The sequence below is a fragment of the Agrobacterium sp. MCAB5 genome (genome assembly GCF_052114365.1).
GTDB classification, from domain to species: Bacteria; Pseudomonadota; Alphaproteobacteria; order Rhizobiales; family Rhizobiaceae; genus Agrobacterium; species Agrobacterium tumefaciens.
Window position 1 is genome coordinate 434,705 of sequence record NZ_JBFREP010000004.1, and the last position, 15,361, is coordinate 450,065.

General features: G+C 59.3%; 13 protein-coding genes. 6 read left to right on the forward strand and 7 right to left on the reverse strand.

What is annotated here, in order from left to right:
• Nucleotides 1-5 precede the first annotated feature (5 nt).
• On the reverse strand, nt 6-992 hold the full coding sequence (gene znuA / locus AB4Z23_RS12910) for a zinc ABC transporter substrate-binding protein ZnuA (RefSeq protein ID WP_013636163.1): 987 nt from the start codon (nt 990-992) through the stop codon (nt 6-8).
• Between the two features lie 104 nt (nt 993-1,096).
• Here znuA and znuC point away from each other — a divergent pair, with 104 nt between their 5' ends.
• From znuC to zur, 3 genes are read left to right on the forward strand one after another with little or no spacing between them, the layout of a single operon-like run.
• Nucleotides 1,097-2,014 (forward strand): zinc ABC transporter ATP-binding protein ZnuC, encoded by a 918-nt coding sequence (gene znuC / locus AB4Z23_RS12915; protein WP_065687360.1) that lies wholly within the window; start codon nt 1,097-1,099, stop codon nt 2,012-2,014.
• Complete coding sequence (znuB, locus tag AB4Z23_RS12920) at nt 2,007-2,825, forward strand: zinc ABC transporter permease subunit ZnuB (RefSeq protein WP_441360253.1); 819 nt, start codon at nt 2,007-2,009, stop codon at nt 2,823-2,825. The genes znuC and znuB overlap by 8 nt, the downstream gene beginning before the upstream one ends.
• Complete coding sequence (zur, locus tag AB4Z23_RS12925) at nt 2,822-3,226, forward strand: zinc uptake transcriptional repressor Zur (protein ID WP_441360254.1); 405 nt, start codon at nt 2,822-2,824, stop codon at nt 3,224-3,226. Before znuB ends, zur begins: the two co-directional genes overlap by 4 nt.
• A gap of 39 nt (nt 3,227-3,265) precedes the next feature.
• Here zur and AB4Z23_RS12930 read toward each other — a convergent pair whose 3' ends face one another.
• Nucleotides 3,266-3,799: a gamma carbonic anhydrase family protein gene (locus AB4Z23_RS12930; protein ID WP_421476711.1), complete on the reverse strand. Its 534-nt coding sequence runs from the start codon at nt 3,797-3,799 to the stop codon at nt 3,266-3,268.
• Between the two features lie 37 nt (nt 3,800-3,836).
• Nucleotides 3,837-4,526 (reverse strand): fumarylacetoacetate hydrolase family protein, encoded by a 690-nt coding sequence (locus AB4Z23_RS12935; protein ID WP_441360255.1) that lies wholly within the window; start codon nt 4,524-4,526, stop codon nt 3,837-3,839.
• A gap of 138 nt (nt 4,527-4,664) precedes the next feature.
• Here AB4Z23_RS12935 and dusA point away from each other — a divergent pair, with 138 nt between their 5' ends.
• A complete protein-coding gene (gene dusA, locus AB4Z23_RS12940) occupies nt 4,665-5,675 on the forward strand; it encodes a tRNA dihydrouridine(20/20a) synthase DusA (protein ID WP_145166289.1) in 1,011 nt (336 codons plus the stop codon).
• A gap of 5 nt (nt 5,676-5,680) precedes the next feature.
• On the opposite strand, the gene AB4Z23_RS12945 is transcribed toward dusA, so the two are convergent.
• Nucleotides 5,681-6,481 carry a DUF72 domain-containing protein gene (locus AB4Z23_RS12945; protein WP_080798523.1) on the reverse strand — a complete coding sequence of 267 codons (801 nt, stop codon included), beginning with the start codon at nt 6,479-6,481 and terminating at the stop codon, nt 5,681-5,683.
• A gap of 56 nt (nt 6,482-6,537) precedes the next feature.
• On the reverse strand, nt 6,538-9,459 hold the full coding sequence (uvrA, locus tag AB4Z23_RS12950) for an excinuclease ABC subunit UvrA (protein WP_441360256.1): 2,922 nt from the start codon (nt 9,457-9,459) through the stop codon (nt 6,538-6,540).
• Between the two features lie 265 nt (nt 9,460-9,724).
• Here uvrA and AB4Z23_RS12955 point away from each other — a divergent pair, with 265 nt between their 5' ends.
• Nucleotides 9,725-10,300, forward strand: a complete 576-nt coding sequence (locus AB4Z23_RS12955; protein ID WP_441360257.1) for a single-stranded DNA-binding protein — start codon at nt 9,725-9,727, stop codon at nt 10,298-10,300.
• A 66-nt stretch (nt 10,301-10,366) separates the two neighbouring features.
• Here the strand turns inward: AB4Z23_RS12955 and AB4Z23_RS12960 are convergent, their stop codons facing one another.
• Nucleotides 10,367-11,515, reverse strand: coding sequence for an HPP family protein (locus AB4Z23_RS12960; RefSeq protein ID WP_112682344.1), 1,149 nt, complete (start codon nt 11,513-11,515; stop codon nt 10,367-10,369).
• 123 nt (nt 11,516-11,638) lie between these two features.
• Nucleotides 11,639-12,268: a MarC family protein gene (locus AB4Z23_RS12965; protein WP_003515260.1), complete on the reverse strand. Its 630-nt coding sequence runs from the start codon at nt 12,266-12,268 to the stop codon at nt 11,639-11,641.
• Between the two features lie 217 nt (nt 12,269-12,485).
• On the opposite strand from AB4Z23_RS12965, the gene gyrA reads away from it, so the two are divergent.
• Nucleotides 12,486-15,278, forward strand: a complete 2,793-nt coding sequence (gyrA, locus tag AB4Z23_RS12970; RefSeq protein WP_441360258.1) for a DNA gyrase subunit A — start codon at nt 12,486-12,488, stop codon at nt 15,276-15,278.
• Nucleotides 15,279-15,361 lie beyond the last annotated feature (83 nt).

The window sequence follows — 15,361 nt, forward strand, 5'->3', positions numbered from 1 at the left end:
CCGGATCAGGACAGGCAATCCTTCAGCGAGCCGGCGATGCCGCGCATCATCTTGAAGTAGAGATCGGGACCCGGTTCAAGCGTGGCCGCTTCGGGATCGAGCGTCGCAGACTTTGCCGCCGTGCCTTCGGTTATGACGGAGATCAGTTTCGGCTCGAATTGCGGTTCGGCAAAAACGCAGGTCGCGCCAAGTTGGCGAACCTTTTCCTGCATCTCCCTGACGCGATCGGCACCGGGCAGGGTTTCGGGGCTAACGGTGATCGATCCCGCCGTTTTTACGCCGTAGCGATGCTCGAAATATTGATAGGCATCGTGAAAGACGATGAAGGGCTTGTCCTTCACAGGCTTGACCGTTTCCGCAATTTCGCTGTCGAGCGCATCGAGATCGTCGATCAGTTTCTTTGTATTGGCCTGATAGGTTTCCGCATTGCCGGCATCGGCGGCAATCAGCGCGGTTTCTATCGTCTGGGCCATGGCCTTGGCATTGGCCGGATCGAGCCACAGATGAGTGTCGTACGCGCCGTGTTCATGGTCGCCGTCATCGTGCGCATGATCATGAGCATGAGCGTCTTCGCTGTCCGCATGGCCGGCATGTTCTCCATGGGCCTCTTCGCCATCGTCATGCGCCTCGAAAGGGCCGCCTTCGCGGAAGGGAAGCTTTTCCAGCCCCTTGGCRTCTTCTAGTTCGACCACTGTTGCCTTGCTGGTCAACGCCTCCAGCGGCTTCTGCAGAAATGCCTCCAGTCCAGGCCCGACCCAGAAGACCAGATCGGCCTTTTCCAGCGTGCGGGCATTGGAAGGCCGCAGATTATAGGTATGCGGTGAGGCTGCGCCGTCGACAATGAGTTGCGGTTCGCCCACGCCACGCATGATTGCCGCGACGAGGGAATGGACAGGCTTGATCGAGACCACGACATTTGGGGCGGCGGTGGCGCCGGAGGCGGCCGCCGCTATTGCTACCGATGCCATGAGCGGGATCACGAACGATCTCATGAAATGCACTCCACTTGAAGAAGTATAGTTATGTTATTACATTTATTGCGTAACTCTATAACGTATGCGATAGCGGTAAGCAACATCGCCGATCGGACAATCCCATGCTTCATTCCGCCCATGAGGGCAAAGAGATACTGGTGTCACTTTCCAATGCCGGCGTGCAGCGCAACGGTCGCTGGCTCGTGCGCGGCGTGGAGTTTTCCGTCAGCAAGGGTGAGATCGTCACGTTGATCGGGCCGAACGGTTCGGGCAAATCAACCAGCGCGAAAATGGCGATCGGTGTCTTGAAGCCGAGCGAGGGCGCGGTATCGCGCATTGCCGGTCTGAGGGTCGGGTATGTGCCGCAGAAACTTTCGGTCGACTGGACCATGCCGCTGTCTGTGCGCCGGTTGATGACGCTGACCGGGCCGCTTCCCGCGCGCGAAATCGACGCCGCGCTGAACGCCACGGGTATCGCGCATCTGGCAAACGCGGAGGTGCAGCATCTTTCTGGCGGAGAGTTCCAGCGGGCGCTTCTTGCCCGCGCCATTGCGCGCAAGCCCGATCTGCTGGTTCTCGAYGAGCCYGTGCAGGGCGTTGATTTCTCCGGGGAGATCGCGCTTTATGATTTGATAAAAAATATCAGGAATTCAAACAATTGCGGAATTCTGTTAATCTCGCATGACCTGCATGTGGTCATGGCGGAAACCGATACCGTRATATGCCTGAACGGTCATGTCTGCTGCCGGGGAACGCCGCAGGCGGTGAGCCAGAGCCCGGAATATATGCGACTTTTCGGTGGGTCGGCCGCCAAGGCGCTTGCCGTTTACAGCCACCATCACGACCACACCCATCTGCCCGATGGCCGGGTGCAGCACGCGGATGGTTCGGTGACCGAACATTGCCACCCCGATGATGGCCATCATCATGCGCATGAGCAGCATCACGACCATAATCATGACCACGGGGACTGCGGCTGCGGCCACGAGCATGACGGACACGCCACTTCAAGCCACCAGCARGGAGAGCGGCATGTTTGACGATTTCTTCGTTCGCGCCATGATCGCCGGCATCGGTGTTGCGCTCACCGCCGGKCCYCTTGGCTGCTTCGTTGTGTGGCGGCGYATGGCMTATTTCGGCGATACGATGGCCCATTCGGCACTGCTTGGCGTTGCGCTGTCGCTGCTGTTGCAGATCAACCTCATCGTCAGCGTCTTTCTTGTAGCCTCGGCGGTTTCGATCCTGCTGATTTTCCTGCAACGGCGGCAGGCGCTTTCCGCCGATGCGCTYCTCGGCATACTCTCTCATTCGGCGCTGGCGATCGGTCTCGTCATCGTTGCCTTCATGAGCTGGGTGCGCATCGATCTCGTCTCCTTCCTGTTCGGGGATATTCTGGCCGTTACCCGCAGCGATATCGCGCTGATCTGGGGCGGCGGGCTGGTGGTGGTGGTTTCCATGGTGTTCCTGTGGCGGTCTCTGCTGGCCTCCACAGTCAATACCGAGTTGGCCGAGGCCGAGGGGTTGAACCCGGAACGCGCCAAGCTCATCTTCACGCTGTTGATGGCGCTAGTGATTGCCATCGCCATGAAGGTGGTCGGCATCATGTTGATCACATCGCTGCTCATCATACCGGCGGCGACAGCCAGACGTTTTTCTTCCACGCCTGAGGTGATGGCYGTGGTCGCGTCTSTGATCGGAGCGGTTGCCGTCGTTGGCGGCCTGTTCGGATCGCTGAGTTACGACACGCCATCGGGACCGTCCATCGTGGTTGCCGCCGTGATCCTGTTCGTTATAAGCCTGTTGCCGGCACCGGGTTTTTCCCGCTCCGCAGATGAAGGAGGCAAGTCATGAATGCGCAGAACCTTACCAAAAACCAGTCGCTGGTCATGAATGCCCTGTCGAATGCGCATGCGCCGCTCAGCGCCTATGTGATCCTCGACAAGCTGCGCGACGATGGTTTTCGCGCGCCGCTGCAGGTCTACCGGGCGTTGGAAAAGCTGGTGGAATATGGTCTCGTGCACCGGCTTGAAAGYCTCAACGCCTTTGTTGCCTGCACCCATACGCARGCMGAATGCTGCTCGCATMATCATGGCACCGTCGCCTTTGCCATTTGCGAATCCTGCGGCCAGGTGAACGAGTTCCACGATCATGAGATCGACCATCGCCTCGAGCGCTGGGTCAAGGACAGCAAGTTCAAGGCGGAAAAGACCACTATCGAAATTCGTGGTCTGTGTGCCGCCTGCGCGGGGTAACACCGTTTGGCGACAGCGGGCGTTCTTGCCCGCCATCCGTCATTCTTCGATGACTTCCAGATCCTTCGAAAAACGCTTCCAGTTTTCGATGTAATTTTCCGCCGAGCGGCGGATGCTGGCGATGGCCTCGTCATCCAGCGTTCGTACGGCACGCGCCGGCGATCCGACGATCAGGGAATTGTCGGGAAACTCCTTGCCCTCCGTTACCAGCGCATTGGCGCCGACCAGGCAGTTGCGGCCGATCTTTGCGCCGTTGAGGATCGTTGCGCCCATGCCGACGAGCGAATTGTCGCCGATGGTGCAGCCGTGGATGATGGCGTGGTGGCCGATRGTGCACATTTCGCCGATCGTGGCGGCAAAACCGAGATCGCTGTGAACCATCACGCCGTCCTGAATATTGGTGCCGCGACCGATGCTGATTGGATCATTATCGCCGCGCAGCGTCGCGCCGAACCAGATGCCGACATCCTCGGCAAGTATCACCGAGCCAATGACATTCGAATCGGGTGCGACCCAGTAGCGATCCGTGGCGGGGGTCTGAGGCACCCGATCTGCGAGGCGATAAAGCGGCATGTCGGTTCTCTCCCTTTGGATTATGCGCCGATAGCGATCAGGCGACCGTAACGGACAGAGTGCCGACACCGTCTACACCACACTCGATCCGATCGCCGCGCACGATAGGGCCGACGCCCGCGGGCGTGCCGGTCATGATGACATCGCCAGCGGCAAGCGTGAACAGCTTGGAAAGCTCGGCAATCACTTCCGGCACTTTCCAGATCATCTGCGCAAGATCGCCTGTCTGCTTGCGCTCACCATTGACATCGAGCCAGATCGCACCGGTCGACGGATGGCCGATCTTGTCTGCGGGAACGATGGCGGAGACCGGCGCGGAATATTCGAACGCTTTTGCGCCCTCCCACGAGCGTCCCATCTTCTTCAAACCATCCTGAAGGTCGCGGCGTGTCATATCGATGCCAACCGCGTAACCCCAGACGTGGCCCAGCGCATCGCTTGCCRGAATATCCGCACCGCCGCTTTTCAACACCACGACGCATTCGACTTCGTAATGCACGTTCGACGAAAGCGAAGGGTAGGGGAAATCCTGGCCCGCAGGCAGAAGGTTGTCCGGATTTTTCTGGAAATAAAACGGCGGTTCCCTTGAAGGATCGTGGCCCATCTCGATGGCGTGATCGGCATAGTTGCGGCCGACACAATAGACCCGCCGCACGGGGAACATCTCGTTTGTGCCCTCTACAGGCAGAAGAACGGGTTCTGGAACTGGAATGACGGTGGCGGCCATGGGATTTCCTGTCGTCTTTTTTAGAACTGCAAGTCTTGTCCCCCGATTCCTGGGCGATTTCCAGTTCAAAATGACCGCAGCCGCAAAACTGGCTTTTTGCGGTCCTTTGCTGTAGAAGCCGCCGCAAAGAGGTAATTCATGTACAGACAAGCGCTTGCAAACGGCGAAAAAATCTTTGCCGTGGCCCCGATGATCGATTGGACGGACACGAGGTGCAGATTTCTGCACCGGCAATTGTCGAAGCGTGCGCTGCTTTATACGGAAATGATCGTTGCCGACGCCATCATCCATGGCCAGCGCGACAGGTTGCTCAACTATCACACGCAGGAACATCCGGTTGCATTGCAACTCGGTGGGTCGGATCCGGTAAAGCTTTCGGAGGCGGTGCGGATCGCCGGCGATTATGGCTATGACGAGATCAACCTCAATGTCGGCTGTCCTTCGGACCGGGTGCAATCCGGCACTTTCGGCGCATGTCTGATGCGCGAACCCGAGATTGTCGCGCAATGCGTGACGGCGATGAAGGCCGTTGCGAAGGTGCCGGTCACGGTCAAATGCCGCATTGGCGTGGACGATCAGGAGCCGGAAGCCGTGCTGCCGGATTTTCTTTCGCGGGTTGTGGCGGCGGGCGCGGATGCGGTCTGGATCCATGCGCGCAAGGCTTGGCTGCAAGGGCTTTCGCCGAAGGAAAACCGTGAGGTGCCGCCGCTCGATTATGATCTCGTCTATCGCATGAAGCGGGAAAATCCTGACATCTTCATCGGYATCAACGGCGGTATCTCCGATCTCGATCAGGCAAGCCTCCATCTGCAGCATATGGACGGCGTGATGCTKGGCCGTGCGGCCTATCACAATACGTCCATCCTTGCCGATGTCGACCATCGCATTTATGGCGAAGAGGCCCGGCAAGCTGACTGGATGGGGCTGCGTGATGCGATGATGGCCTACGCCGCCGACTATATTGCCGCCGGCGGGCGCCTCAATCACGTCACCCGCCACATGGTCGGCCTGTTTCAGGGCATGCCCGGCGCGCGCCGTTTCCGGCAAATCCTTTCCAGCGACGCCACACGGCCGGGMGCTGGAACCGAGGTGATCGAGGCGGCGTTCGCGGCAGTCGATTTCAACCCGGCGAAAGAAATGGCTGGCTGAGCCAGTCAGACCAATTTCTGCAATACCTGTGCGCCGTTTGGTGCATTGACCTTGCCGCCGGTGATGAAGAAAGCGAAGACATCGCGAGGGGTCTTCTCTACTTTTCTATCGGGAGCGATCAGCGGCAGGTCATCCGGAACACCGCCCGCCGCATAGGTCTTGACCCGTTTTGCCCAATGGTCAATCTCGGCCTTCGGATAACAGGTCTCGATATCGTCTTCGCCCTTTTGCAGGCGGCAATAGACGAAATCGGCAGTTACGTCAGGCAGCATCGGATAATCGTGATGGTCGGCGCAGACGACCGCGACCTTGTGTTTGGCGAGAAGATCGATGAATTCCGGCACCTGAAATGTCGGGTTTCGCACTTCGACCACGTGGCGAAGGCTGACGCCGTCCTGTTTTTCGGGCAGCAATGCCAGAAACGCCCCGAAATCCTCGGCGTCGAATTTTTTAGTCGGCGCGAATTGCCAGAGAATCGGGCCGAGATGGTGGCCGAGCTCCGTCAGTCCCTGCGTCAGGAACTTCGTCATGGATTCACCCGCCTCGGCCAGGACCTTGCGGTTGGTGACGAARCGGCTTGCCTTCAGGGAGAAAACGAAATCCTCAGGAACGTCCGCCGCCCATTTGGCGAAGGTCTCGGGTTTCTGGCTGCTATAATAGGTGCCGTTCACCTCGATCGCCGTCAATTGCCGGCTGGCATGTTCCAGCTGGCGTTTCTTCGGCAGTTTTTCCGGATAAAACGTGCCTTCCCACGGCTCGAAAGTCCAGCCGCCGATACCGGTGCGAATCGTGCCTGATGTCGACATATACTATTCCTCCTCGGGCTATCGGCCTTACGTACCCTTGCTGCGAAAGGTGCGGATTACTCCGCAGCCTCGCGTTTTCCGGCTGGCCGGCGTTCCAGAAGTTCCTTCAGGAAATGACCGGTATAGGAGCGCTCGTTCTTGACGATGTCTTCYGGCGTKCCGGTTGCCACCACTTCGCCGCCGCCCGTGCCGCCTTCGGGGCCAATATCGATGATCCAGTCGGCCGTCTTGATGACTTCGAGATTGTGCTCGATTACCACGACGGAATTGCCCTGATCCACCAGCGCCTGCAGCATTTCCAGAAGCTTGTTGACGTCGTGGAAATGGAGACCCGTCGTCGGYTCATCGAGGATGTARAGCGTGCGGCCGGTGGAGCGTTTTGACAGTTCCTTGGCGAGCTTGACGCGCTGCGCCTCGCCGCCGGAGAGCGTATTGGCCTGCTGGCCGACCTTGATGTAACCGAGGCCGACATCGAACAGCGCTTGCAGCTTGTCACGCACGGCCGGAACGGCGGCGAAGAATTCAACGCCTTCTTCCACCGTCATATCAAGCACGTCKGCAATGGACTTGCCCTTGAAGGTCACRTCCAGCGTCTCGCGATTATAACGCTTGCCGTGGCAGACGTCGCAGGTGACATAGACATCCGGCAGGAARTGCATCTCGATCTTGATGACGCCGTCGCCCTGGCAGGCTTCGCAGCGGCCRCCCTTGACGTTGAAGGAGAAACGGCCAGGTGCATAACCTCGCGCCTTTGCCTCCGGCAGACCGGCGAACCAGTCACGGATAGGCGTGAATGCGCCGGTGTAGGTGGCGGGGTTTGATCGTGGCGTGCGGCCGATTGGCGACTGGTCGATATCGATCACCTTGTCGATGAATTCGAAACCATCGATGCGGTCATGCTCGGCCGGAATTTCGCGCGCGCCCATCACCCGGCGTGCTGCCGACTTATAGAGCGTCTCGATCAGGAAGGTGGATTTGCCACCACCCGACACGCCGGTAACGGCGGTGAAAACGCCAAGGGGAACGGCCGCAGTCACATTCTTCAGGTTGTTGCCGCGTGCGCCAAAAACCTTGATTTCGCGGCCCTTCTTGGGCTTGCGGCGTTCTGCCGGCACGGCGACGCCAAGTTCGCCGGATAGATATTTGCCGGTCAGCGATTTCGGATTGGCCATGACCTCCTGCGGCGTGCCTTCGGCGATCACCTGACCGCCGTGGATGCCGGCGGCCGGGCCGATATCAACGACATAATCCGCCGTCAGGATGGCATCCTCGTCGTGTTCGACCACGATCACTGTATTGCCGATATCACGCAGATGTTTCAGCGTATCGAGCAGACGGGCATTGTCACGCTGATGCAGGCCGATGGACGGCTCATCCAGAACATAGAGAACGCCGGTGAGGCCGGAACCGATCTGCGAAGCAAGCCGGATGCGCTGGCTTTCTCCGCCGGAAAGCGTGCCGGAGTTGCGTGACAGGCTGAGATAATCCAGCCCGACATCGTTGAGGAATCGCAGACGTTCGCGGATTTCCTTGAGGATGCGAACCGCGATCTCGTTCTGTTTGGCGTTCAGATTTTCCGGCAGCGTCTCGAACCAGTCGCGTGCCATACGGATCGACATCTGGGTGACTTCGCCGATGTGCATCCTGTTGATCTTGACGGCGAGCGCTTCCGGCTTCAGGCGATAGCCKGCGCAGGCCGGGCAGGGGGCYGCCGACATATAACGCTCGATTTCCTCGCGCGCCCAGGCGCTGTCGGTCTCTTTCCAGCGACGCTCCAGATTGGGAACGATGCCTTCGAAATTCTTCACCGTCTTGTAGGAGCGCGCGCCGTCCTGATAGTTGAACTCGATCTTGTCGTCAGTGCCCTGGAGAATGGCGTGCTGCGCCTCTTTCGAAAGGTCCGTCCATTTGCTCGACAGCTTRAAAMCGAAGGCCTTGCCCAGYGCCTCSAGCGTCTGGTTGTAATAGGGGGAAGACGACTTGGCCCAGGGGGCGATCGCGCCATCCCGCAGGGTGCGTGCAGGTTCGGGCACGATYAGGTTTTCGTCSACCTTCTGCTGCGAGCCGAGACCGTCACAGGTGGGGCAGGCGCCGAAGGGATTGTTGAAGGAGAAAAGCCGGGGCTCGATTTCCGGGATGGTGAAGCCGGAGACCGGGCAGGCGAATTTTTCCGAAAACAGCATACGCTCGTGGGTCTCATTGAGCGATTTGTTTGCGGAGCCGCCAGCCGAGGTTTCTTCCGGCGGCAGGGGCTTGTCGGCAAATTCGGCCACTGCCAACCCGTCGGCGAGCTTGAGGCAGGTCTCGAGACTGTCGGCAAGGCGTGCTGCCATATCCGGGCGCACGACGGCGCGGTCCACCACCACATCGATATCGTGTTTGTATTTCTTGTCGAGGACGGGAACGTCAGCGATCTCGTAGAACTGGCCATCCACCTTGACGCGCTGGAAGCCCTTCTTCATCAGYTCGGCGAGTTCCTTTTTATATTCGCCTTTGCGGCCGCGCACGATCGGCGCGAGAATATAAAGGCGCGTGCCTTCCTCGAAGGCAAGGATACGGTCGACCATCTGGCTGACCGTCTGGCTCTCGATCGGCAGGCCCGTCGCCGGCGAGTAGGGCACGCCGACACGCGCAAATAGCAGGCGCATATAGTCGTAGATTTCCGTGACCGTGCCGACCGTGGAGCGCGGGTTCTTCGAGGTGGTTTTCTGCTCGATGGAAATCGCYGGAGARAGMCCCTCGATGCGGTCTACATCCGGCTTCTGCATCATTTCGAGGAACTGGCGMGCATAGGCCGAGAGRCTCTCGACATAACGGCGCTGGCCCTCGGCATAGATTGTGTCGAAGGCGAGCGACGACTTGCCCGAGCCGGAGAGCCCGGTCATGACGATCAGCTTRTTGCGCGGTAGATCCAGATCGATACCCTTGAGGTTATGCTCACGGGCACCACGGATGGAAATCGTCTTCAGTTCACTCATGATAAAGCTCGGACAAAATTAACAGGCCTGATGGCGGCGCGTCCTTATGTAGTGACGCAACCGGACGTGTCGAGGTTTATTCCCTATCGATCGATGGCTTTTCGGCTCACTTGACTCGAATTTCGTGATTTAATAGAACAAAAAAGGAACAAATTGCAAGTGCGAATATACTCTCTGAGAAAGTCGGGATTATTCGCTGTGGATTGTTCCCCGTTGCGGTGCCCTTTGCGGGCGGCGATGGTTATTGTGTGCGGGATTTTTTGAAATGCAATTGCCGGTCAYGATGRCTGGCGGACAGGATGACGAGATGGCTGGTAGCGTAAACAAGGTAATTCTGATTGGGAACGTTGGCGCCGATCCCGAAATTCGCCGGACGCAGGACGGCCGTCCGATCGCCAATCTGCGTATCGCCACCTCGGAGACGTGGCGGGACCGCAACAGCGGCGAGCGCAAGGAAAAGACAGAATGGCACACGGTCGTCGTTTTCAACGAAGGCCTGTGCAAGGTTGTCGAACAATATGTGAAAAAGGGCGCCAAGCTCTATATTGAAGGCCAGCTGCAGACGCGCAAGTGGCAGGACCAGACCGGTAACGACCGTTACTCCACCGAAGTGGTACTGCAGGGCTTCAACTCCACGCTGACGATGCTCGACGGTCGCGGCGAAGGTGGCGGCGGCAGCCGCAGCGGTGGCGACATCGGCGGTGGAGATTATGGCAGCGGCGGCGGTAACTACGGTGGCGGTTACGACCAGCAGCCGGCGGCCCGCGGCGGTGCCTCGCGTGGCGGCAGCCAGCCTTCCGGCGGCTTCTCCAGTGACATGGACGACGATATCCCGTTCTGATCGGRACCGTGATTGACGGGGCGGGRGCCGGTCGAAACCGGTTGCCCGCTTCAAGGTCGCGACGACCTATGCCGCGGCTTTGTCCGCCAGCATCGCAACCATGACATCGGACTGCGAAAGAATACCCACCATCTTGCCGTTGGCGTCGATCACCGGCAGGTAATGCAGCCCTTCCTCCGCAAAGCGGATGATTGCTTCCTCGATCGCCGTTTCCGGCTGCACGGTTCTAACAGGCGATGTCATGATATCCTTGACGGTATCGTTGGGTGCGCTTGTGCCTGAGAGAATAAGGCGCAGGCGCTGCAGGAAACCGATGGAAGGGCGGCCGTTTCTCCAGCTAGCCTTTTCAAGAAAATCCGTCTGAGTGACGATGCCAAGGATTTCGGCCCTGTCGTTGGTCACGGGCAGCGCCTTGAAATGGTGGTTGTGCATCAGTGAATGAGCGTGGCGCAGGCTATCATCCGGGGCGACGCCGACCACATCGCGTGACATGACGCTGGCGCAATCGAGGTGGAGGGCGCGGCGGCGCCAGGAGCGCAATTCCGTCTTGCGCAAAATCATCTCCAGCACATCGCGATCAATATCGAGAACCTCGTCATATTCCTTCAGCACCTCGTCCAGATCGGCTGAGGAAAAGCCGATTTTCTGTATTGGCGTCGGGTCTGCCGTGCCGTGGCTGGCCTTTCCCAACCTCAGGCCGTGCGGATAGGCGCGGCCGGTGGCATTGTTATAAACGAGCGCGAGGATGAGAAGGATGAGCGAGTTTCCGGCGACCGGCCAGAGAATAAAGCCATAGCCGAGACTATGCACGGCGGGACCGCCGAGAACGGCCGTCAGCGCCACCGCGCCGCTTGGCGGGTGCAGGCAGCGCAGCGCCATCATGGCAGCAATGGCAAGGCTTATGGCAAGCGCGCTGGCAAGGAAAATATCCGGAACGAGTAGAGCCACCGTCACGCCCACGAAAGCCGACACGATGTTGCCGCAGAGGATCGACCAGGGCTGCGCAAGGGGGCTGGATGGCACGGCGAATAAAAGCACCGCCGAGGCGCCCATCGGCGCGATCATGGCGGGCAGGGTAGGGTCTAAGCGGAAAGCAAGGCTGCCCAGAAGTCCGGTCAGCGAAATGCCGACGAAGGCGCCCGCCGCAGCGCGCAGCCTTTCCCGGTTACTGACGGGAGCGGCATCCGGGATGAGGCGGCGCAGCGTGGATCGCATGGAGAGAGCTTTCTGGTGCGGAAAAAAGATGCGCGTCTTTTAACCGAGGCAGGAGCCGGATTCAAAGGGCGGATTTTTCGCAAATCCGGCCGGTTGCGGCATTTTGTTGCGAACCGATGGTCGTCAGAATGCGAAGGCCGATTTTATGCCGTCCACTACGAACTGCACGGAAAGCGCGGCAAGAAGGACGCCGAGCAGCCTTGTCAGGATCGCGCGGCCGGTATTGCCGAGAAAACGGTCCATGCGTTCCGAGACGATCAGGGTGGCGTAGACGAGGGCCATGGCGAAGGCGAGGATGAGAATAAGCACGACCATTTCGAGCGTCGTCTTCATCGTTCCCGCCAGGAGCACGGTCGCGGAAATGGCGCCAGGCCCGGCGATCAACGGCAAGGCGAGCGGAAAGACCGCCAGATTGTGCAGATGGTCCTTGGTGATGGCAATCTCCGAGGTCTTTTCCTTGCGCTCCTGGCGTTTCTCGAAAATCATCTCGAAGGAAATCCAGAACAGCAGCAGRCCACCGGCGATGCGGAAGGCACCCAGCGAAATGCCGAGAAGGTTGAGGATGGTGAGACCGAACAGGGCGAAGATGGCGAGAATGCCGAAGGCGATGATCGAACCACGCAGGGCCACCTGGGCGCGCTGGTCGCGCGTCATTCCAACCGTGAGTGCGAGAAATACGGGCGCGAGACCGGGCGGATCGAGCGTGACCAGAAGTGTTGTAAGCGCGTTGATGAGCGTTTCGCTGCTGGCCATTCTTTCCCCRCCTGTTCTGTTTTTAGGCCGGAGCCTACGCAAGTCGTACACGCTTTAAAAGGGAGCGGCGTCGCTTTTGCCAACCTAAATGGCGAAAAGCGGGGTATGTCTTGCAAATGACGCAAAAGACTGTTCAAAACTCGCCTGGAAATTGGCTTAACGTGGCTGTTTCCGCTATAAAAATCCATCCGATTCTTAACAGAGAATGTGATCCGTTTTGACTGACCAGAGCCCCCCCGGCGGCGGAAAACTTCCGCCAGGCATTGAACCGATTTCCATCATTGAGGAAATGCAGCGGTCCTATCTCGATTACGCCATGAGCGTTATCGTTTCCCGCGCGCTTCCCGATGTCCGTGACGGTCTGAAGCCGGTTCATCGCCGTATTCTTTACGGCATGTCCGAACTCGGCATCGACTGGAACAAGAAATACGTCAAATGCGCCCGCGTCACCGGTGACGTGATGGGTAAATTCCATCCGCACGGCAATGCGGCGATTTACGATGCGCTTGCGCGTATGGCGCAGGACTGGTCTCTGCGCCTGCCGCTGATCGACGGACAGGGCAACTTCGGCTCCATCGACGGCGATCCGCCGGCGGCCGAACGTTACACGGAGTGCCGTCTCGAAAAGGCAGCGCATTCGCTTCTCGACGATCTCGACAAGGAAACGGTGGATTTCCGCGACAACTATGACGGCACSTTRCATGAGCCGGTCGTCATTCCCGCGAAATTCCCGAACCTTCTGGTCAACGGGGCGGGCGGCATCGCCGTCGGCATGGCGACGAACATTCCGCCGCACAATCTTTCCGAAGTCATCGACGGCTGTATCGCCCTCATCGACAATCCCGCGATCGAGCTGCTTGAACTGATGCAGATCATTCCCGGCCCGGACTTCCCGACCGGCGCGCTCATCATGGGCCGTTCCGGCATTCGCTCTGCCTATGAGACGGGTCGCGGATCGGTCATCATGCGCGGCCGTGCGACCATCGAGCCGATGCGCGGCGACCGCGAGCAGATCATCATCACCGAGGTTCCCTATCAGGTGAACAAGGCGACGATGATCGAGAAGATGGCCGAACTGGTCAAGGAAAAGCGCATCGAGGGTATTTCCGATCTGCGCGACGAGTCCGACCGCCAGGGTTATCGCGTCGTCGTCGAGTTGAAGCGCGACGCCAATGCCGAAGTCATCCTGAACCAGATCTATCGCTACACGCCGCTGCAGACCTCCTTCGGCTGCAACATGGTGGCGCTGAACGGCGGCAAGCCTGAACAGATGACGTTGCTGGACATGCTGCGCGCCTTCGTGTCCTTCCGTGAGGATGTCGTCAGCCGCCGCACCAAGTATCTGCTGCGCAAAGCGCGCGACCGCGCGCATGTGTTGGTCGGTCTGGCGATCTCGGTTGCCAATATCGACGAAGTCATCCGCGTCATTCGTCATGCTCCCGATCCGGCTTCGGCCCGTGAGGAGCTGATGACGCGGCGCTGGCCGGCGCAGGATGTGGAAAGCCTGATCCGTCTCATCGACGATCCGCGCCACCGCATCAATGAAGACGGCACCTACAATCTCTCCGAAGAGCAGGCACGCGCCATTCTCGAATTGCGCCTTGCCCGCCTGACGGCGCTTGGCCGCGACGAAATCGGCGACGAGCTGAACAARATCGGTGCGGAAATCAGCGAATATCTCGAAATCCTGTCTTCACGGCTGCGCATCATGCAGATCGTCAAGGATGAGCTTATTGCCATCCGCGACGAGTTCGGCACGCCACGCCGGTCCGAGATCGTCGAAGGCGGTCCTGACATGGATGATGAAGACCTCATCTCCCGCGAAGATATGGTCGTCACCGTTTCGCATCTCGGCTACATCAAGCGCGTGCCGCTGACCACCTACCGGGCACAGCGTCGCGGCGGCAAGGGCCGTTCCGGCATGGCGACGCGCGACGAAGATTTCGTCAACCGTCTCTTTGTCGCCAATACCCATACGCCGGTGCTGTTCTTCTCCTCGCGCGGCATCGTGTACAAGGAAAARGTCTGGCGCCTTCCGATCGGTACGCCGCAGTCGAAGGGCAAGGCCCTCATCAACATGCTGCCGCTGGAACCAGGCGAGCGCATCACCACCATCATGCCGTTGCCCGAGGACGAAACGACCTGGGAAACGCTCGATGTGATGTTCTCGACGACGCGCGGCACGGTTCGCCGCAACAAGCTCGGCGATTTCGTGCAGGTCAACCGCAACGGCAAGATCGCCATGAAGCTGGACGAGGAGGGCGATGAAATCCTCTCCGTCGAAACCTGTACCGACCAGGATGACGTATTGCTGACGACGGCACTCGGCCAGTGCATCCGCTTCCCCGTCGACGATGTCCGCGTCTTCGCCGGCCGCAACTCGGTTGGCGTGCGCGGTATCAACATGGCGGATGGCGACCGCATTATCTCCATGACCATTGTGGGCCATGTGGAAGCTGAACCGTGGGAGCGTGCGGCCTACCTCAAGCGTTCGGCCACCGAGCGGCGTGCCGCCGGGGTCGATGAGGAAGATATCGCACTGGTTGGCGAGGAAGTCGCGGAAGAAGGCGAACTCAGCGAAGAGCGTTATCAGGAACTGAAGGCACGCGAAGAATTCGTGCTGACCGTCTCTGAAAAAGGCTACGGCAAGCGTTCTTCGTCTTACGACTTCCGCACATCGGGTCGTGGCGGCAAGGGCATCCGCGCCACCGATACCTCGAAGACGACGGAAATCGGCGAACTCGTTGCGGCCTTCCCGGTGGACGAAGGCGACCAGATCATGCTGGTTTCCGATGGGGGCCAGCTGATCCGTGTGCCRGTAAACGGCATCCGTATCGCAAGCCGCGCCACCAAGGGCGTGACGATCTTCTCCACCGCCAAGGATGAGAAGGTGGTTTCCGTGGAACGYATCAACGAGCCKGAAGGCGACGAAGAGGCGGAAAACGGCAATGGCGAAGAKGTGGCAGACACTCTGCCGGATACGCCAGAGGCACCGGAGAGCGAGGCGTAAGYCGCCTCGTTTCTTCATTGTCAATCAACAAAAACCCCGCGGYGCACAGGCTCCGCGGGGTTTTTCTTTGTCTCGTCCGRTTA